The organism is Mycetocola sp. TRD_SC_2 (genome assembly GCF_055361225.1).
The window spans coordinates 992,741-1,011,151 of the sequence record NZ_CM143954.1 but is presented as its reverse complement, the minus strand read 5'-3'; the positions used below and the strand labels follow the sequence as shown (position 1 = coordinate 1,011,151).

16 protein-coding genes are annotated in these 18,411 nt (G+C 66.5%); 3 read left to right on the top strand and 13 right to left on the bottom strand.

Translation table 11 applies throughout. From position 1 onward, the window contains the following. Window positions 1-2: 2 nt before the first annotated feature. The 3 genes from ACWA1Q_RS04775 to ACWA1Q_RS04765 form a co-directional block, all read right to left on the bottom strand. Window positions 3-2,189, bottom strand: a complete 2,187-nt coding sequence (locus tag ACWA1Q_RS04775) for a DEAD/DEAH box helicase (RefSeq protein ID WP_463759959.1) — start codon at window positions 2,187-2,189, stop codon at window positions 3-5. 188 nt (window positions 2,190-2,377) lie between these two features. Then, window positions 2,378-4,600, bottom strand: a complete 2,223-nt coding sequence (locus ACWA1Q_RS04770; RefSeq protein WP_463759957.1) for a heavy metal translocating P-type ATPase — start codon at window positions 4,598-4,600, stop codon at window positions 2,378-2,380. 66 nt (window positions 4,601-4,666) lie between these two features. Next, window positions 4,667-5,665, bottom strand: coding sequence for a helix-turn-helix transcriptional regulator (locus tag ACWA1Q_RS04765; protein ID WP_463759956.1), 999 nt, complete (start codon window positions 5,663-5,665; stop codon window positions 4,667-4,669). Window positions 5,666-5,727: 62 nt separating this feature from the next. On the opposite strand from ACWA1Q_RS04765, the gene ACWA1Q_RS04760 reads away from it, so the two are divergent. Together ACWA1Q_RS04760 and ACWA1Q_RS04755 are read left to right on the top strand one after the other, a co-directional pair. Further along, entirely contained in the window at window positions 5,728-6,765 is a 1,038-nt protein-coding gene (locus ACWA1Q_RS04760; protein WP_463759954.1) for an ATP-binding cassette domain-containing protein, read from the top strand. Next, entirely contained in the window at window positions 6,762-7,550 is a 789-nt protein-coding gene (locus ACWA1Q_RS04755; protein WP_463759952.1) for an ABC transporter permease, read from the top strand. Before ACWA1Q_RS04760 ends, ACWA1Q_RS04755 begins: the two co-directional genes overlap by 4 nt. 235 nt (window positions 7,551-7,785) lie before the next feature. Here ACWA1Q_RS04755 and ACWA1Q_RS04750 read toward each other — a convergent pair whose 3' ends face one another. From ACWA1Q_RS04750 to ACWA1Q_RS04725, 6 genes are all read right to left on the bottom strand, one after another. Next, complete coding sequence (locus ACWA1Q_RS04750; RefSeq protein ID WP_463759950.1) at window positions 7,786-8,775, bottom strand: DUF2332 domain-containing protein; 990 nt, start codon at window positions 8,773-8,775, stop codon at window positions 7,786-7,788. Between the two features lie 389 nt (window positions 8,776-9,164). Beyond that, window positions 9,165-10,025 (bottom strand): aldehyde dehydrogenase family protein, encoded by an 861-nt coding sequence (locus ACWA1Q_RS04745; protein ID WP_463759948.1) that lies wholly within the window; start codon window positions 10,023-10,025, stop codon window positions 9,165-9,167. Next, complete coding sequence (locus tag ACWA1Q_RS04740; RefSeq protein WP_463759947.1) at window positions 10,022-11,539, bottom strand: aldehyde dehydrogenase family protein; 1,518 nt, start codon at window positions 11,537-11,539, stop codon at window positions 10,022-10,024. The genes ACWA1Q_RS04745 and ACWA1Q_RS04740 overlap by 4 nt, the downstream gene beginning before the upstream one ends. A gap of 8 nt (window positions 11,540-11,547) precedes the next feature. Further along, window positions 11,548-12,558: a deoxyribose-phosphate aldolase gene (deoC, locus tag ACWA1Q_RS04735; protein ID WP_463759945.1), complete on the bottom strand. Its 1,011-nt coding sequence runs from the start codon at window positions 12,556-12,558 to the stop codon at window positions 11,548-11,550. A gap of 25 nt (window positions 12,559-12,583) precedes the next feature. Next, a complete protein-coding gene (locus ACWA1Q_RS04730) occupies window positions 12,584-13,546 on the bottom strand; it encodes a sugar-binding transcriptional regulator (protein ID WP_463759943.1) in 963 nt (320 codons plus the stop codon). Between the two features lie 111 nt (window positions 13,547-13,657). Then, window positions 13,658-14,866, bottom strand: coding sequence for an MFS transporter (locus tag ACWA1Q_RS04725; protein ID WP_463759941.1), 1,209 nt, complete (start codon window positions 14,864-14,866; stop codon window positions 13,658-13,660). 60 nt (window positions 14,867-14,926) lie between these two features. On the opposite strand from ACWA1Q_RS04725, the gene ACWA1Q_RS04720 reads away from it, so the two are divergent. Next, entirely contained in the window at window positions 14,927-15,604 is a 678-nt protein-coding gene (locus tag ACWA1Q_RS04720) for a maleylpyruvate isomerase family mycothiol-dependent enzyme (protein WP_463759940.1), read from the top strand. A 6-nt stretch (window positions 15,605-15,610) separates the two neighbouring features. Here ACWA1Q_RS04720 and ACWA1Q_RS04715 read toward each other — a convergent pair whose 3' ends face one another. Genes ACWA1Q_RS04715 through truB form a run of 4 tightly spaced genes read right to left on the bottom strand, consistent with a single transcriptional unit; the run spans window position 15,611 to window position 18,331 of the window. Continuing rightward, the gene (locus ACWA1Q_RS04715; RefSeq protein WP_463759939.1) at window positions 15,611-16,540 is read right to left on the bottom strand and encodes a bifunctional riboflavin kinase/FAD synthetase; all 930 of its coding nucleotides are present in this window, start codon (window positions 16,538-16,540) and stop codon (window positions 15,611-15,613) included. Then, on the bottom strand, window positions 16,537-16,983 hold the full coding sequence (locus ACWA1Q_RS04710) for a hypothetical protein (RefSeq protein ID WP_463760770.1): 447 nt from the start codon (window positions 16,981-16,983) through the stop codon (window positions 16,537-16,539). Before ACWA1Q_RS04710 ends, ACWA1Q_RS04715 begins: the two co-directional genes overlap by 4 nt. Before the next feature lie 47 nt (window positions 16,984-17,030). Next, complete coding sequence (locus tag ACWA1Q_RS04705) at window positions 17,031-17,399, bottom strand: hypothetical protein (RefSeq protein WP_463759937.1); 369 nt, start codon at window positions 17,397-17,399, stop codon at window positions 17,031-17,033. Then, window positions 17,396-18,331, bottom strand: coding sequence for a tRNA pseudouridine(55) synthase TruB (gene truB / locus ACWA1Q_RS04700; RefSeq protein ID WP_463759936.1), 936 nt, complete (start codon window positions 18,329-18,331; stop codon window positions 17,396-17,398). The genes ACWA1Q_RS04705 and truB overlap by 4 nt, the downstream gene beginning before the upstream one ends. Between the last annotated feature and the right edge of the window lie 80 nt (window positions 18,332-18,411).

Sequence of the window (18,411 nt, the reverse complement as noted above, 5' to 3'; positions counted from 1 at the left end):
GGCTACGCCTCCAGTGCGTCGCGCAGCAACCCGATGAGCGCGTTGAGCTGCACGGAGTCGCTTGACTCGATCTCCTGGTCACTGCCGTCGAGCGCGCGGGCGGCGAGGCCCTGCTTGCTGTCGATCAGTTCGGCGATCTTGGCGTCGATCGTGTGCGCTGCGATGATCCGCCAGGCTGTGACCGGTTCTTCCTGACCGATGCGGTGCACGCGGTCGATCGCCTGGGTCTGCTCGGCCGCCGTCCAGCTCAGTTCAGCGAGAACGACGTTCGATGCTGCCTGCAGGTTGAGGCCGACACCGGCCGCCGTGAGGGAACACACGGCGACGGCGACGCCGGGGTCATTGTTGAACGCGTCGATCGCGAGCTGACGAGCCGGAGTTGACTGGTCTCCGCGGATCGAGACGGTGCGGAGTCCGCGACCGGCGAAGACCTGCTCGGCGGTGTCCATCACGTCGATGTGCTTGGCGAAGAAGACGACCTTGCCAACGGAGTGAGCGAGCTGTGCGGTGTAGTCGGATGCCAGCACCGCCTTCGCTTGCCCGATCTTGCGCACCATGGTGAAGACGTTCTCGGCTCCACCCGATGCTTTCGCTTCGTCAAGTTCGCCCTGTGCGACGAGCCGCATGATGTCGGTGTCCGGGCCGCCTGCGAACGACGCACGTTCGCCGCGGGCCTCGAGGATTCGACGGTACTTGGCCAGGAGCCTCGCACCGAGTTCGCGTTCCGCGTCGCGGATGGACCGGCCGAGGTCGTCGTCGAGCTCGACGGGCATGTCGGCGATCATCTTCGACGGCAGGTCCTTGGCGACGTCGACCTTGCGGCGACGGACGATGCCCATGTCGATGACTGCGCTGCGCGCCTCCGGGTAGAACTCCCGGTCGGCGGGCGTGAGGCCGGTCTCTTCGAGCTTCTCCATGAGCGCGGGCGAGGGCTTGTCGCCCTGCGTCCAGCCGAGGAACTGCCAGATCGCGTTGAAGTCTTCGACGTCGTTGATCAGCGGCGTACCTGTGAGGGCCATGAGGAGCGGGTTTCCACCTGGCGTCTGCTTGCGGATCCGGTTCGCGAGCGACAGAACATGCTGTGAGCGCTGCGAGTGCAGGTTCTTGATGAAGTGAGCTTCGTCGACGACCATGCCCTTGAACCCGAGGGTGCCGAGCCACGCGAGGTGACGGTCGAGCACCTCGTAGTTGACGATGACGACATCGGCGAACGCATCGAGGTCACGGCCGTCACCGTGCACGACAGTGGCGCGGCGGTTCGGGGTCCACCGTTCGACCTCACGCGCCCAGTTCATCTTCACAACGTTCGGCACGACGGCCAGGAGCGGGTACGCGTTCGCGACGGAGGCGGCGAGAACAGACTGCGCAGTCTTACCGAGACCCGGCTCGTCGGCGAGCAGGAACGTGCGGTGACCACCGCGAACAGCCTCGACGAATCGAGCCTGGTGGCGCATGATCTCGAGATTCTTCGGCGAGAGCCGGTCGATCTTCGGTGCTTCGGGCAGCTCCATGCTCGCGGCACGTCCACCTGAGCCTTGCTCGAACGCCTTGTACAGCGGTCCCATCAGTTCCCAGTTGCCGAGGCGTCCTCGCACGGGCTGCGGCGGCGCAGGCTGGTCGAGGTCGGGGGCGAGAAACGGGTTCGCGAGCAGTCGCGACTTCACGGACTGAGGGATGACCTGCTTCTCAGCAAGCTCTGCCGGAACGACCTGCTCGACGGCCGGCTTGGTCGTGGTGATGATGAGTTCGTCCGGGCTCAGCTCAGCGCCGGACTCCAGCAGCCAGTCGCGACGGAGCTTTTGCGCGACCGGAGTCGTCGCGGCATCCGCTTCGAGAAGCGTGATGAGGGAGGTGTCACGGGCGGCGGTCTTGGCCAGGATTGTGGCGACTCCGTCGAGGCGTTTGAGCAGCTCGACGCGTGACGCATCGCTGAGGTCTTTGTCGGCCTTGACCTTGGCGCGTTCCTCGCGCACGAGGAACGCGATCACCTGGAACTTGGTCCGGTTGGTCGGCCCCACTTTGCCCTTCTGGGCCTTCGCCTCGACCTCGCGCACCTTGCGGGCGAGGATCGGGATGATGGGTGCTTCGTCGTCGTGGCGCGACGGTGAATTGCGCGACTGAGAACTCCGCGACGATGAGCCACGAGTGCCCTGTCGGCCGGATGAACGTCGTGTACCGGTGTGCGGCATGCTCCTCCTGAGCAGTCGAATGACCAGGCGGATGCCGGTGGCCGAGACATGCGGGCGCTGGTTCAGTGGCCGATCAACGCGTGGATTTCGCGGATCGACGCACCGTGAAAAGCGGGCGCAGTCCAATTGTAGGGCATCGGTGTCTTCAATCCCGCAGAATTTTGCGCACGGCGTGGTGCGTGCGCGGTTCAGGCCCCTGACGCGAACCCGCGAAGGCGCAGGCTGTTGAGGACGACGAACAGGCTCGAGAAGGCCATGGCAGCGCCGGCGATCATCGGGTTGAGCAGTCCGAAGGCCGCGAGCGGGAGTGCCGCGACGTTATAGGCGAAGGCCCAGAACAGGTTGCCGGAAATGGTAGCCAGCGTCTTGCGCGACAGGGCGACGGCATCCGCCACCGCGCCGAGTTCAGCACGGACGAGGGTGATGTCTGCCGCCGACATCGCGGCATCCGTTCCCGTTCCCATGGCGAGCCCGAGGTTCGCGGTTGCGAGCGCTGCGGCGTCGTTGACCCCGTCGCCGACCATGGCAACCCGGTGCCCGGCCGCTTGCAGCCGCTCGATCTCATCGACTTTCTGCTCGGGCAGCACCCCGGCGATCACTCGGTCGATTCCGACCTCAGCGGCGACGCGGTTCGCAGCGCGCTCGTTGTCTCCGGTGAGCAGGACCGGGGTGAGTCCCTGCGCGCGGAGTCGGCCGACGGCCGCTCGGGCGCCGGGCTTGACCCGATCGGAGACCTCGAATGCCCCACGAACGACGCCGTCCCAGCCGACGACGACGGCCGTGGCTCCGGCGCTTTCAGCCTCAGCGACAGCGTTCGCCAGGAGGTCGGGCATGACGCAGCCGTTCTCGACCGCGAAGGCGGGCCGGCCGACGACCACGCACAGCCCATCGACGATCCCTCTCACGCCGAGACCCGACGACGCGGCGAAATCGGTGACGGGAGAGAGGTTCTCTGCCACGGCACCCTCGACGATTGCCCGGGCGATCGGATGCTCCGACGCAGCCTCCAGGGATGCCGCGATGCGCAGTGCGGAATCGTCGGTCGCCGTGACGCGACCGAGTGCCATCACTCCGGTGGTGACGGTCCCTGTCTTGTCGAGGACGACGGTGTCGATACCGCGAGCGTTCTCCAGTGCCTCCGGGCCGGTGATGAGGATGCCCGACTGCGAGCCCCTGCTCGTGCCGACGAGCAGGGCGACAGGCGTTGCGAGCCCGAGGGCGCACGGGCACGCGATGATGAGAACGGCGACGGCGGCGGTGAAGCCGGAGGAGACCGGGTTCCCCGTCAGCACCCACGCGACCAGCACGAGAGCCGCGAGCACGATCACGATGGGAACGAAGACCGACGAGATCCGGTCGGCGAGTCGTTGCGCGCGCCCCTTGCCCAGCTGGGCGGCCTCCACGAGTCGAGCCATCTGCGCCAGGCGGGTGTCGCTTCCGACTCGGGTGGCACGGACGATCAGCCGCCCGCCGCTCGCGATCGTCGCGCCGGTCACCGTGTCTCCCGCCGCGACGTCGAGCGGAAGAGATTCACCGGTGAGCATGCTCACGTCGACGCTCGCGGTTCCGGATTCGATGACTCCGTCGGTCGCGATCCGCTCGCCCGGGCGGACGACGAACCGGTCCCCGACCGTAAGGTCGTCGATCGGAACCGTGTGCTCGACGTCGGTGCCGGCCTCGGAACGCAACACCGTGACATCCCTCGCCCCGAGCTCGAGCAGAGCGCGGAGAGCCGCCCCTGCCGTGCGCTTCGCGCGCTGTTCGAGGTACCGGCCGAGGAGCAGAAAGACCGTGACCCCGGCAGCGACCTCGAGGTAGATTGCCGACGTCGCATCGGCATCCGGCGTGAACAACCGGAACTCGTGCGTCATGGCGGGCATGCCGGCAGTGCCGAAGAACAGCGCCCAGAGCGACCAGAGGAACGCGGCTCCCGTGCCGAGGCTGATGAGGGTGTCCATGGTGAGGGCACCGTGGCGCAGGTTGACCCCGGTCGCACGATGGAAGGGGTAACCGCCCCACGCGACGACCGGAATCGCGAGGACGAGCGAGACCCACTGCCAGTACGGGAACTGCCACGCGGGGATCATCGCGAGGAGAACCACGGGAACGCTGAGAGCTGCGCTCACAACCAGTCGAGTGCGGAGCGACACGGTTCCGTCTGCGCTGTCGGGGCGCTCGGATGCTCGCTGCCGCTTCTCCGGGACGAGGGCGGCCGTGTAGCCCGCGGCGGCGACAGCAGCAAGGAGTTCTTCGGTCGTGACGGCATCCGAATAGCGGACGCTTGCCTTTTCTGTTGCGAGGTTCACCTCCGCCTCGACGCCGTCAAGCCGGCCCAACCGCTTTTCTACCCGGGCGACGCAGCTCGCGCAGGTCATTCCGGTGATCTCGAGTGTTGCTGTGTTCTCGGCCATGTCGCCCTTCCGGGAACGGATCCGCGCCCGGGCTCAACGATACCCCCAGGGGGTATCTGTGGCAAATCAGGCGTCTCGCGCAACGGCCGCCTGCGCGGCCGGTTCGGGGGATGCCGCGCGAAGCATCCGGGATGCCGCCTCGGCGACAAATTTTGCGAACCCCGGATTCCCATCGATCCGGTAGTCGACGCCCGCTTCGACCCAGACGAGAGCAGCGACCATCATCTCGAATGATCCTGCCCCGATCGGCCACCGGGTCCGGGTCGGACCGTCGGCCGTCGCCCCCTCGGCCCACGGGCCGAACCGCGCGACCATATCGCTCAAGGGAAGCTCCATCACGACGTCAGCGGACTGGTGCGCTTCGCCGAGAGCAGCCACTGCCGCCTGCACGAATTCGGCGGCGTCGTCGGCCGGCAGGCTCCGCTTCGGCGTGCGCACGCGGGTGTTGAAGAGCGCGGTCATCCGGTCAGCCCGGAAGGTGCGCCAGTTCGCTCGGTCGAGATCCCACGCGACGAGGAACCAGTGCCGCGATGACGACACGATCGAATGCGGTTCAACCACGCGACTCGACTCGGTGCCGTCCCGTGCCGTGTAATGAAAACGGATGCGATCACCGTCGCGACAGGCAAGCGCAAGTTCCCCGAGTAGCTCGGCGGGCACCCGGGGAACATCGCGGGGAATCGGCTGGACCTCGGCGAGCGCAGCGACCCGCCTCCTCAACTCAGGCGGAAGGATTTGTTCGATCTTGGCCAGGGCTGTCAGTGCGGTCAGTTCACCGTCTGCGATACCGCCGGAGGCATAGCTGCGCAGGCCGATGGCGAGAGCGACCGCTTCATCGTCGGTGAGAAGCAGCGGCGGCATGTCTGCTCCTCCTTCCAGCTGGTAACCGCCGATCGACCCGCGCGTGGCTGACACCGTGTACCCCAGCTCCCGCAACCGTTCGATGTCGCGGCGCAGAGTGCGTGCAGTGACGCCGAGGCGTTCAGCGAGCTCCGGTCCCCGCCAGTGTCGGTGCGTCTGGAGCAGGGAGAGAAGCTCCAGCGTCCGAGTGGTCGTGTGCGACATATCTTCAGTTTGCGTGGCATACAGGACAAAAAGCGACCTCTTTCGTTTTTACCGTTGCTGTCATGACGAATGACACCATAATTTCCACCGAGGGTCTCAGCCGGACCTTCCGTGTCAAGAAGACAACAACCGAGGCCGTAACCGACCTCACGATCGACGTCCGGCGCGGGGAGCTCGTCGCGTTTCTCGGGCCCAACGGCGCAGGCAAATCCACCAGCCTGCGCATGCTCACCACTCTCCTGCCCCCGACGCGTGGCTCAGCCACGGTGGCGGGATTCGACATCCGCACCTCTCCCGCCGACGTTCGGGCCCGGATCGGCTATATCGGGCAGGGCAACAGCGGAGGCCACAACCACCGCGTCCGCGATGAGCTGCTCAGTCAGGGGGCGTTCTATGGGATGTCGCGCGCGGCATCCGTCGCCCGAGCCGACGAACTCATCGAATCTCTCGGACTGGCCGGTCTCGAGAAGCGAGCTGTCCTCGCGCTCAGCGGCGGCCAGAAGCGTCGGCTCGACATCGCGCTCGGGTTCATGCACTCCCCCGAACTGTTGTTCCTCGACGAGCCGTCGACGGGCCTCGACCCGCAGAGCAGGGCCAACCTGTGGCAGCACATCCTCACCCTGCGGCGCGAACACGGCACAACTGTGTTCGTGACCACCCATTACCTCGAAGAGGCAGACCAGTTCGCAGAGCGGGTGATGGTCATGGACTTCGGGCGGATGATCGCAGACGACACCGCACCGGCTCTCAAGGCGAGGCTCGCCGGCGACGTGATCACCCTCGGGTTTGAATCCCCCGTTGAGACAACACGCGCGGCCCCTGTGGTCGCCGCCTCGCTCCCGAGCGCCCGCCTCGGCCGGACTGCGTACGACGAGCGGATACTCGACATCACGCTTGAGCGGGGCGATGGTGTCTTGCCCCGGCTGCTCCGCGAGCTCGACGCCGCCGGACTGCCCGCGACCACTGCCGCGCTTCGCCAGCCGACCCTCGACGACGTCTTCCTCGCCCTCACCGGGCGGAGCCTTCGCGACGACAGCGCCGCGGATCCGGCATCCGTCGACCCCGCCACAGCACCCCAGAATGCAGAGGTTTCATCATGACCGCCACCATTTCGGCACCGTCCGCCGCGCGACCCAACCTCGCCCGCGACACCTGGCTCGTCTTTCGCCGGGAGCTCCAGCCGATGATGTACGACCCGTTCTCGCTGATCTTCAGTCTGCTTCAGCCCGTGGTGTTCCTCGGGCTGTTCGGCCCTCTCCTGATCGGATCATCGGGAGAACAACCGACCGCCGTCCTCGCCTGGTTCGTTCCAGGCATCCTCGTGATGGTCGCACTGTTCGGAACGAGCGCGACCGGCTCCAACCTCCTCTACGAAATGCAGACCGGGTCACACGAACGCACCCTCGTCGCCCCGATCGCCCGGTCGTCGCTGCTCATCGGCCGGGCGCTCAAGGAGATGGTGCCGATCATCGTGCAGGCCGCGGTCATCGCGCTCGTCACGGTGCCGTTCGGGTTTCGGCTCAACGTCGTCGGCATGCTCGTGTCACTTGTGCTCCTCGCGATCTTCGGCATGGGCTTCGGGGCGCTGAGCTACGCGCTCGCACTCGCGAGCCGCACCAAGGACTGGATGTTCTGGGCGGTGCAGCAGGCCGCGATCTTTCCCCTGATGATCCTCTCCGGGATGCTCCTCCCGGTCGAGCAGGGACCGGAATGGATGCGCGTGGCCGCGTCGATCAACCCCATCAGTCACGTGGTCGGGGCGACTCGCGCGTTGTTCGCCGGGGACTTCGGAGCGCCGGCCGTTCTCGGCGGATTCGTTGCAGCGATTGTGCTTGCCGCGGTTGGGCTGTGGGTGGGGGTTCGGGCGATGCGCAAGAGTTTCTGAGGCCGCTTCGCCGGGGTTCGGGTCTCGGGGATTGCTTCGCGATGGTGTCTGCTCCTCAGCTCAGACATTGAGTCGGTGGCGGGCCACTCCGGTCGCTGAGCGACCTCCGGACCCGCCACCGACTCAAAACTCGACACCCCGCAGACACCATCGCTTCGCTCGGTTACCCCGGAGCTTTGGCTGCGCGGACCCTTAAGCCCGTGCAACCTGAACACGAGCGAATCGATCGGGTGAGTCAGCGCTCGAGCCAGGTGAGCCAGGCTCCGTGCGGATCAGCGAAGGCAACCGGCTCGGCGTTTCTCGTGATCACGAACGCACCGTCGGGAGCATCCGCTGCTGCGTTTCTGGAGCCCGCGACGATTCCCAGTCCCTCGTTGGCGATCCAGGTGACACCGGACTCGGCCATCTGCTCGGCGAAGGTCTTGCGGTCGTCCTCGGTCAGGTACGCGAGAACCGCCGAGTGGAACACGATCACCTCCGTTGCGTTCTGCGATGCTTCTGCGATGAGGTCTTTCGTGTCGGTGAGGAGGTCGCCCTTTACGACGCGGGGAGGGTCCGATCGTGCGATGTCCGCGGCCGCATGGAGGCGGTCGAGTCGCTCTCGGTCTTCATCGCCGTCATCGCCAACGGGCCAAATCAGGGTTTCGAGCCAGCGCAGCTCATCGTCCTTCGACACGTCGAGCGGATTGAGGTCGATACCGGCACGCCAACCCACGCGTGGGAGCCCGGCCGGGATCGGCGTCGCCGCGTTCGCCCGCGTGCTGAGCACCGGTGCACCGCTGTCGCCGATTCCGCGCCCGTCACCGAAGTCGTAGCACCAGCGATCGGGGTGCAGGCACAGTCCCGCGGACGCTCCCACCTCGATCAGGGCGACGTCTGACGCGCCCGAACCGAACGCGGGCAGCAGGGTCGCGAGCCGCCTGGCCTCGTTCGTCTGGGTGCTTCGGTCGAGTGCGCAGGCGGCGACGGCATCCCACGATTGGAGCAGAAAGTCGCGGATGTCTGCCCATGGCTCGAGCGGAATCCCGGCAAACCTCGCGCTCGCGAACACGAGGTTCGCCTGCTGCTTGAGTGTCGGAAGCGTCGAGATCCGGGCGATCACATCGTCATCGGATGCCACGCCGCGCGCCCACTCGGCATACAGCGGTGATCGCGGGTCGGCTTCGACCTCTGCGAAGCGGATGTACCTCTCGCTGACATCGGTGGCGCGGGTCTCATCTTCCATGCGCAAACCCTGCCACACACCGCCGCCGCACCCCTACCCCGTTGCGTGCAGCGCGAGGTGCCTTCGGAGCGTCGTAGACCTCGCCGATTCACCACAGCGATCGGTCCCAAAGGGTCACTCGCACATTCGATCGGTCCCAAAGGGTCACTCGCGGTTTCTGCGAACGACCTTTAGGGACCATTCGCCCCGACGAACAGCTCGCGGGGCTGAGGAGTGTCTGCGGGGTGTCGAGTTTTGAGCCGGTGGCAGGCCCGGGGGTCGCTCTGCGACCGGAGTGACCTGGCACCGGCTCAATGTTTGAGCTGAGGAGCAGACACTCCTCAGCCCCGCACACCCCACTCATTGTTTGAGCTGAGGAGCAAATACCTCCCAGCCCCGCATACCCGAACCTAAATAAGGCTCTTCGTGTGCCACACCGTCTTGGTCTCGGTCAGCGCTGTGATCCGGTCGAGGCTCGGCGCCGCGAGGTCGGTCCCACCCTCGGGACGAAGCACTCGCTTGAGTGTGTCAGCCGCGGCGATCTCCAGGTCGACCCAGTCGAGTGCAGCGGCACCGGTGAGGTCGAGCGCGTTGACGTCGGCGTGTGACGCGAGCCAGGGCGTGATCTCAGCGGCAGACCCGGTGAGGATGTTGACGACTCCCCCGGGCACATCACTCGTCGCGAGCACCTCGGACAGGCTGATCGCCGACAGCGGCAGACGCTCAGACGCGATCACAACGACGGTGTTCCCCGCGACGAGCGCTGGAGCAACGACACTCACGAGCCCGAGCAGCGACGAGTCCTGCGGGGCGACGATCGCGACGACACCGGTCGGTTCGGGCACGGAGAGGTTGAAGTACGGCCCCGAAACCGGGTTCGCGTTTCCGGTGACCTGAACGTACTTGTCTGCCCAACCCGCGTACCAGACCCAGCGGTCGATCGCTTCGTCGACCTGACGGGTCGCAGCCGATGCCGACACTCCCTCGGACGAGACGATCTCGTCGACGAACTGCACGCGACGGCCCTCGAGCAACTCGGCTATGCGGTACAGCACCTGGCCCCGGTTGTACGGGGTGGCGTTGGCCCAGCCCGACAGCGCTGACCGTGCAGCGACGACAGCGTCACGGGCGTCCTTGCGGGATGCCTTCGCGGCGTTCGCGAGGAACGCTCCCTTCTTCGTCGCGACCTCGTAGGTGCGGCCGGACTCCGAACGGGGGAACTTTCCTCCGATGTAGAGCTTGTACGTCTTGGGTACGGCGAGGCGGCTCATTTGGCGCTTTCCTTTGTCGTCGTGATGGCGGAATCCGTGGCATCCGATGCGGGCGATGCGGTGACGGTACGGACGGTTCCTGCCGGCTTGAGGTACGCGGCGAGGCCGTGACGGCCGCCCTCGCGGCCGTAGCCGGACTCCTTGTAGCCGCCGAACGGGCTGGCCGGGTCGAACCGGTTGAACGTGTTCGCCCAGATCACACCGGCGCGGAGCTTGTCGGCCACCGCGAGGATGCGGCTGCCTTTGTCACTCCAGATACCGGCAGACAAACCGTACGGGGTGTTGTTCGCCTTGGCGATTGCTTCGGCAGGGGTACGGAAGGTGAGTACAGAAAGAACCGGGCCGAAGACCTCGTCGCGGGCGATCCTGTGGCTCGTCGATACGTTCGTGAAGATCGTCGGAGGGAACCAGAATCCGTCGGTGGGGATCACGCAGTCGGGGCTCCACCGCTCGGCACCCTCGGCCTCGCCGATGTCGCTGAGCGTGCGGATGCGGTCGAGCTGGGCTGCCGAGTTGACGGCACCGATATCGGTGTTCTTGTCGAGCGGGTCGCCGAGACGCAGGGTCGACAAGCGCTCTTTGAGCCGGTCGACAACCTCATCGTGGATGCTCTCCTGCACGAGCAACCGGGATCCGGCGCAGCAGACGTGGCCCTGGTTGAAGAAGATGCCGTTGACGATGCCCTCGATGGCCTGGTCGATCGGCGCGTCATCGAAGACGATGTTCGCGGCCTTTCCGCCGAGCTCGAGAGTGACGCGCTTGTCGGTGCCCGCGATGGCCCGCGCAATGCCGCGGCCAACGTTGGTCGAACCGGTGAACGCGACCTTGTTGACATCCGGATGGTTGACGATCGCCGAACCGGTCGCGCCGGCGCCGGTGACGATGTTGACGACTCCGGGCGGCAGGTCGGCCTGCTGCAGAATCTCGGCGAATAGCAGCGCGGTGAGCGGCGTGGTCTCTGCGGGCTTCAGCACGACGGTGTTTCCGGCGGCGAGCGCAGGCGCGATCTTCCACGCGAGCATGAGCAGCGGGAAGTTCCACGGAATGATCTGCCCGGCGACACCAAGCGACGCGGGGTTCGCGCCCGCACCGGCGTAGTCGAGCTTGTCTGCCCAGCCGGCGTAGTAGAAGAACCACGCTGCGACGAGCGGAACATCGACGTCGCGGCTCTCCTTGATCGGCTTGCCGTTGTCGAGGCTCTCGGCGACCGCGAGTTCGCGGGCGCGCTCCTGAACGAGGCGGGCAATGCGGAACAGGTACTTGCCGCGATCAGCACCGGACATCCGGGACCAGGTCTTGTCATAGGCGCGACGCGCTGCAGCAACAGCACGGTCGACGTCTTCATCATTGGCCGAGGCGATCGTGGCGATCGTCTTCTCGGTGGCCGGCGAGATGGTGGAGAACGGTGTGCCGTGGCCGTCAACGAATTCGCCGTTGATGAACAGACCATAGTCGCTCTTCAGGTTGAGGATCGCGGTCGACTCAGGGGCCGGTGCGTAGTCCAGAAAGCTCATTGTCATCCTTAATCGATCGTGACGTAGTCGGCGCCGGAGTAGTGCCCGGTGGTCATCTTCTGCCGCTGGAGCAGCACGTCGTTCAGCAGGCTCGATGCTCCGAACCGGAACAGGTGCGGCTGGAGCCACTCCTCGCCAACGGTCTCGGCAACGGTCACCAGGTATTTGATGGCGTCCTTCGAGGTACGGATGCCTCCGGCCGGCTTCACGCCGATTTTCTCGCCCGTGAGGCGGTGCCAGTCGCGCACCACTTCGAGCATCGAGAGCGTGACCGGGAGGGTGGCGGCCGGGGCGACCTTGCCCGTTGAGGTCTTGATGAAGTCGCCACCGGCGAGGATCGCGAGCCAGGACGCCCTGCGGACGTTGTCGTAGGTGTTGAGCTCGCCGGTCTCGAGAATGACCTTGAGGTGAGCGTAGCTGCCGTCTGAGCGGCGGCACGCTTCTTTCACGGCGACGATCTCGTCGTAGACCTGGCCATATCGGCCGGAGAGGAACGCGCCACGGTCGATGACCATGTCGATCTCGTCGGCTCCGGCGTCGACAGCGTCAGCCGTGTCGCTCAGCTTGATCGCGAGGGATGCGCGCCCGGACGGGAACGCCGTTGCAACAGCGGCGACGTTGATGCCGGAATCGGTGCCCTTGGCGTGGTGCACGCCGAGCGCCTCGACGGCGTACGGCACCATGTCGCCGTACACGCAGACGGCCGCGACCCGGGGGGTCGACGAGTCGGAGGCGTCCGGGGTAATCGCCTTCGCGACGAGGGAGCGGACCTTGCCGGGGGTGTCTGCACCCTCGAGCGTTGTCAGGTCGATGAGCTCGATGATCTTGTCGAGCGCCCACTTCTTTGAGCTGGTCTTGATCGAGCGGGAGCCGAGATTGGCTGCTCGCTGCTCGAGCCCGACGGCGTCGACGCCGGGGATGCCCTCGAGGTAACGGCGCAGGCTCGCGTCGGTCACCGGTCCGTCGAACAGCTCGAGAGCTGTCGGCCTCGGAACGAGGGCCTTTTGGGTTTCTGTCATGGATTCCTCCTGTATACCGGCCGGATCAGGCCGGGAAGTGTGTGTCGAGCAGGTCGAGGGCGGTGCCCTCGTCGGTGACGAGCACCGTGCAAAGTCCGCTCGTGACGACCGCACGGGCAACGGCGTGCTTGCCCTCACCGGCGATCACGGCGATGCTCGTTTCGGCGCTGCGGAGCGCGTCGAGGCTCATGCCGACCGTGCGCTCGTCGAGCGACGGGTCAACGATCATGCCTGCCGCGTCGATGTACCGGCCGACCACGTCGCCAACGGCGCCACGGCGGACCAGTTCGTCGACGTCCCCGCCCGTGAGATACCCGCTCTCCACGAGAGCGGAGTCAGCGCCGGCGACCCCGGCGCTGTAGAGGTACGCTGACGCGTTCGCCGCCAGGGTCAACACGCCGGCAACCGTGCGGTCGGATTCGATGCTCTGCTTGGTTTCAAGTCGTTCGAGGATGGCGGGGCTCGGAAGCAGCGTCGCCTGACCGGACGCTTTCCGCGCGATCTCGAAAGCGGTCGCAGCCGCGGTTCCCGCGCGCTGGTTCACGCTGACGCCACCATTGATCTGGACGACGTTAACTCCGGTGGCCCAGCCTTCGGTGAGGTGCTCTGCAACGTCGTGGAGGGTGCGGCCCCAGCTGATGCCGAGGGTGCGGGGAACGGGGCGAAGGCTGGCCAGGTAGTCGGCAGCACCCTGTGCCGCTCGCGCCCGGAGGTCGTCTGGCCCCCGAGTTCCGGCCGTGGGAACGACAATCGCGTCAGCGAGCGAGAATCGCTCTCGGAGGGCGCGTTCGAGTGCGAGCCGTCGAGCCCGCGGATGAACGATCTCGATCCGGATGAAGCCCTTGTCTTTCGCCGAGGCGAGGAGGCGACCGACCTTCCAGCGGGTGAGCTTGAGAATGGCGCCGACTTCGTCCTGCGTCTTGTTCTCGTCGTAATAGAGCTCCGCGGCGCGAATCGACAGCAGTTCGTCGTTGTCGGTGATGTCCACAGCTCTCCTCTCGCTTCGACCAGCGTAGGTGGAGCCTCTGCTCATTTCAACACTCGTAGGCCTTCTGCTCATATGAGCAGCTGCCCCGATATTCGGCAGCGGATGTTGAGGTTACGCGCCGTCTTCGAGCATCCTGCCCCGTGCAACGATCGCACCCGCAGCGATTCCGCCGAGCGCGAGCACGATGAGGAGAATCAGCGGGAGGCTCCAGCTGCCCGTGACGTCGTGGAGAATTCCGAAAGCGAGCGGGCCCATCGCACCGAGGACGTAGCCCATGCTCTGCACGAAGCCGCTGAGGGCGATCGCCGACTGGTGCGTGCGGGTGCGGAGGTTGATGAGCACGAGGGCGAGGGGGAACAGGATCGGCCCGAGGCCCGCCAGAGCGACCCACAGCCCCGGGGCTGCTGCAGGTGCGAGGAGCAACCCCGTGTAGCCGACAACGAAACATCCGACGGCGGCGTACACCAGGACGGCGACATTCTTCATCCGGGCGGCGATCAGCGGGATGAGTAGCCCGGCCGGGAATCCCATGAAAGCGAAGACCGACAGGAGAGCTCCGGCCGTGGCCTCGTCGACCCCGGCGATGTCCTGGACCATCACCGGGAGCCAGGCGAACATGGCATACGCGTTGAGGGAAGACAGGCCGAAGACAGCAGCGAGCGCCCAGGCGAGGGGCGATTTCCAGAGGTTCCGCACGACGTCGGCGCTGGCTTCCTCAACAGGGATGCCGCGATCCCGGTGGATGCCATGGGCGAGCGCGCCGACCCACGGAATCATGGCGAGTACCGCGATGACCGCCCACATGCCGAGCGAGATCCGCCAGCCCGTCGCATCCGCAACCGGAACGGCGATGAGAGGAGGGATGAAGGTGCTGACGGAGATGGTCGTGACGTAGAGCGCGGTAAGCAGCCCGATCCGGTCGGGGAAATATTTCTTGACGAGCGGGGGCAGCAGTACGTTTCCGACTCCGAGCCCGGCAAACGCGAGAACGCTGCCGAGAACGAGCAGGCCAACGTTCGCCGCCGAGCCGCGGAGGATGTGGCCGAGCAGGATGGCGACGAGGCTGCCGATGAGGACGAGTTCGAGGCGGGACCGGCGGACGAGCATCGGCGTGACAATGCCGAAAATGGCGAAACAGACGGGCGGCAGGGCGCCGAGTAGACCGATCGCGAGCGGGTTCAGTGGGATTTCGTCCGACACCCGGGCGAGGATCGGCGAGAGCGAACTGACCGCCGTGCGGAGGTTGGCGGCGACGAGAAGAATGCCGGCGAAGGCGAGGAGGCGACCCGCCAGCAGGGGTCGATGAGCGGCGGGATTCACCTACTCAGCTTAGGCTCGCCGGGCCTCGACCGCGGCGACGTCCGGGCCTAGGGTGAAGTCATGCCCGAGTTCGGTTCTGCCTCCCAACCTTCAGACGTGACCCGCGGTGCCCGGCTGTCTGACGCGCTCGAGATCGTGGCCGGCGGGCTCGACTCACTCACGGCGTCACAGTGGGCAGCACCCAGCCTGTGCGATGGCTGGAGTGTGAAGGACACGATCGCGCACCTCGTCTGGCGCGTGGGAACCGGATCGGTGAGGCTCGTGGGCGACGTGGTGCGGGCATCCGTCGCCGGACATCACGTCAACCCGATGGATTCCTTCGATGACATCGCACGCGGCATCGCCGACAGTGGCGGGACCGATGAACTCCGGCGGGAACTGCGGGCGATTGCGAAGGACCGTGCGGCCGGTCGGGGCAGGCTCAACGTCGGAGAGCTCGCGGAAGTGGTCATTCACGGCTATGACGCGCTTCACCCGCTCCAGGTGACGCTGCCGTTCGCCTCTGAGACGACGCATCGGGTCGCGACGATGAGTGCGCTCAAGGCGAAACGGTCGACGCGGGCGCTGCTCAAGCACCGCACTCTCGTCGCGCTCGACGCCGGCTGGCGCATCGGCTCGGGGTCTGAAATCGTCGCGGACGCCGCGAGCATCGTTCTGTTCCTCAACGGGCGCAAGGCGATGCAACCGCCCGAGCCCACGAGTGTGCTCGCTCCCGCACCGGCTCCCGGGCTGGCCTGAGCCCGCTCAGGAGAGGATCTGGCGGACCCGTTCGACATCGTCGCCCATCTGGACGATGAGCGGCTCGATGCCGGTGAACGCGACCATGCCGCGAATTCGTTCGACGAACTGCACATCGACGATCTGGTCGTACAGGTCGATGTCCTCGTCGAGGACGTACGCTTCGACCTGCTTCTGCGCGACACCGTCGAACGTAGGGTTGTTGCCCACCGAAATCGCTGCCGGGTACCGCACATCTCCGACCTGCAGCCAGCCGGCGTAAACGCCGTCTGCCGGGATGAGGCCCTGGCTCTGGGGTGAGAGGTTCGCCGTCGGATAGCCGAGTTCCCGACCCCGCTTCGCCCCGTGAACAACCATGCCGCGAACGCACGGTGCGTGCTGGAGCAGCGACGCAGCATCCGCCACACGCCCCTCGGCGAGCAGCTCGCGAATCCAGGTGGAGGAGACTCGCCTGCCGTCCTTGGGCGAGACATCGTCGATGACCTCGACGGTGAAGCCGTGGGTGCGGCCGAGTTCCTTCAGGAGAGCGACGTCGCCGGCACCCCGGTGACCGAACCGGAAGTCGCTGCCGACGAGGACCCGGCGGGCGGCGAGGGTGTCGACGAGGATGCCCGTGACGAAGTCCTCCGCGGATTGCAGCGCCAGTTCGCGGTCGAACGCGAGGATCAGGGTCGCGTCGACACCGGTGCTCGCGAGCAAGTCGAGTTTCTGGTCCCGGCCGACGAGGGCGGGTGGCGCCTTCTCCGGTGCGAGAAATGCGAGCGGATGCCGGTCGAACGTGACGACGACCGATTGAAGCTGTTCGGCGATTGCCGCTTCGCGCAGTCGGGTGATGACCGCCCGGTGCCCGGCGTGGACACCGTCGAACTTGCCGATCGTGACGGCCGAGGGGCCGAAGCCGCCGGGAACCTCGGGAAGGGAGGAGAACGTGATCATGCGGCTCGAGCCGGACGGTGTCGGGCCAGCCACCACAGGCCGAGGATCGGCAGGACGAGCGGGATGAACAGGTAACCGCGGCCGAAGTACGACCACACGGTGTCGTGCGGGAAGAGCTGCGGGTCGATCACGCTGAGCAGGCCGACAACGAGCACGCCGAGCATTTCGAAACCGATGGCGATCCATGCCACGCGGTACCAGCCGGAACCGCTTTTGATGAGCGCGATGGTCGCGACGATGTAGACGACGGCAGCGAGGGCCGAAAGCGTGTACGCAAGCGGGGCTTCGGAGAATTTGCCGACGATCTGGACGAATGACCTGCCCGTCGCCGCGAGGGCGAGGACGCCGTAGACGGCGACGAGGACCCGCCCGATGCCCGAGATCCGAGTCGGCTGTGCCTCCGGGGTCGCGGGTGCGGCCGGTGCCGTCTCAGTGTTCTTCATCATGACGTTTCCAGTGTATTCGCCATCTGGGCGCCCTTCGGTGCCGCTCAGCCGAGCGGCGTAACCCAGATCTGCTGCATCCGGTAGACCATGACGGCGATCGCGAGAGCGGCGGTTCCGAGAACCACCGTGCTCCACTTGGTTCGGTCGATGAGTGCCCAGAATGCGGCGGCGAGCGGGAGGATCAACGCAGAAACGAGGTAGGTGTAGAACTCGAGCATGTTGCCGACGGGCTCGTTGCCCACGGCCGGTGCGACGATCGCGATGACGAGCTGCACCACGAGCAGGAGTTCCACGAGTGCGAGGGCCCCGAGGGTCAGGTCGCTGGGTTTGCGGCCCGCGAACCCGAGTGCGAGGCAGAGCAGACCAGCGAGCACGGCGACCGCGACCTGCGCGGTCGTGAACCAGACGATCACTTTGCTCCCCCGTCCGGAGCATCCGATTGTGATTCAGCGGGAAAGTTGACGGCGCTCTTCGCGACACCGTCGATGATCCGGACGAGGCCGACGAGCTGGCGGTCGGGTGCGACGGCGGCGTAGAGCCCGTCCGTACCGGGTTCGCCGGGCAGGGCGAGGTTATCGGCGTCGATCCGCTTGCCGTGACCGAGGTCGACCGCCTGGCTCTCGGTGAGAGGGATGGCCGGGAAGAGAACGGATGCCGCGTCGGCGGGCGCCACGAGACTGGCGGCCACGTCGAGATCATCGAGTTTCGGCGCGTTGGCGACGTCGAACGGTCCGATCCGGGTGCGGCGGAGGGCGGTGAGGTGACCGCCGACGCCGAGGGCTGTTCCGAGGTCGCGGGCGAGGGCGCGGATGTACGTGCCGGTCGAGCATTCGACCCGCACGTCGAGATCGATGGTGCCGTCGCCGTCGCGGCGCTCCAGCAACTCGAAGGCAGAGACGGTGACCGGGCGGGATTTCAGTTCGACGGTCTCGCCCGCGCGCACGAGGGCATACGCGCGCTTGCCGTCGACCTTGATGGCGCTGACGCTCGACGGGACCTGGCTGATGTCGCCGGTGAGGTCGCTGACCCCTGCGGCGATGGCAGCATCCGAAATCGCCGCCACGGCATCCGTGTCCGCGGTCGCGACGATGTCGCCCTCAGCATCGTCGGTGGTCGTCGACTGGCCGAGGCGGATGGTCGCGACGTATTCCTTGTCGCGACCGACGACGAAGGTGAGCAGCCGTGTCGACGCGTTCACTCCGAGGATGAGCAGGCCCGTCGCCATCGGGTCGAGCGTTCCGGCGTGCCCGACGCGGCGAGTGCCGGCGAGTTTGCGGGTCCGTGCAACCACATCGTGGCTCGTGATCCCCTGGGGTTTGTCCACGAGGAGAATTCCGGAACTCACTGCACTCCTTTTGCTTGCTGACGACAGACCATCTTCCCACAGGCGCTCAGCGCGAAGAGGCGGCCGGGGATCGTAGGCTG

Excerpts from the sequence above, each read along its gene's own strand:
- ACWA1Q_RS04770 (WP_463759957.1), bottom strand. The coding sequence starts at position 4,600 with ATGGCCGAGAACACAGCAACACTCGAGATCACCGGAATGACCTGCGCG.
- ACWA1Q_RS04715 (WP_463759939.1), bottom strand. The coding sequence starts at position 16,540 with ATGATCACGTTCTCCTCCCTTCCCGAGGTTCCCGGCGGCTTCGGCCCC.
- ACWA1Q_RS04775 (WP_463759959.1), bottom strand. The coding sequence starts at position 2,189 with ATGCCGCACACCGGTACACGACGTTCATCCGGCCGACAGGGCACTCGT.
- ACWA1Q_RS04740 (WP_463759947.1), bottom strand. The coding sequence starts at position 11,539 with ATGAGCTTTCTGGACTACGCACCGGCCCCTGAGTCGACCGCGATCCTC.
- ACWA1Q_RS04745 (WP_463759948.1), bottom strand. The coding sequence starts at position 10,025 with ATGAGCCGCCTCGCCGTACCCAAGACGTACAAGCTCTACATCGGAGGA.
- ACWA1Q_RS04755 (WP_463759952.1), top strand. The coding sequence starts at position 6,762 with ATGACCGCCACCATTTCGGCACCGTCCGCCGCGCGACCCAACCTCGCC.
- ACWA1Q_RS04710 (WP_463760770.1), bottom strand. The coding sequence starts at position 16,983 with ATGAAGAACACTGAGACGGCACCGGCCGCACCCGCGACCCCGGAGGCA.
- ACWA1Q_RS04750 (WP_463759950.1), bottom strand. The coding sequence starts at position 8,775 with ATGGAAGATGAGACCCGCGCCACCGATGTCAGCGAGAGGTACATCCGC.
- deoC (WP_463759945.1), bottom strand. The coding sequence starts at position 12,558 with ATGACAGAAACCCAAAAGGCCCTCGTTCCGAGGCCGACAGCTCTCGAG.
- ACWA1Q_RS04760 (WP_463759954.1), top strand. The coding sequence starts at position 5,728 with ATGACGAATGACACCATAATTTCCACCGAGGGTCTCAGCCGGACCTTC.
- ACWA1Q_RS04720 (WP_463759940.1), top strand. The coding sequence starts at position 14,927 with ATGCCCGAGTTCGGTTCTGCCTCCCAACCTTCAGACGTGACCCGCGGT.
- ACWA1Q_RS04765 (WP_463759956.1), bottom strand. The coding sequence starts at position 5,665 with ATGTCGCACACGACCACTCGGACGCTGGAGCTTCTCTCCCTGCTCCAG.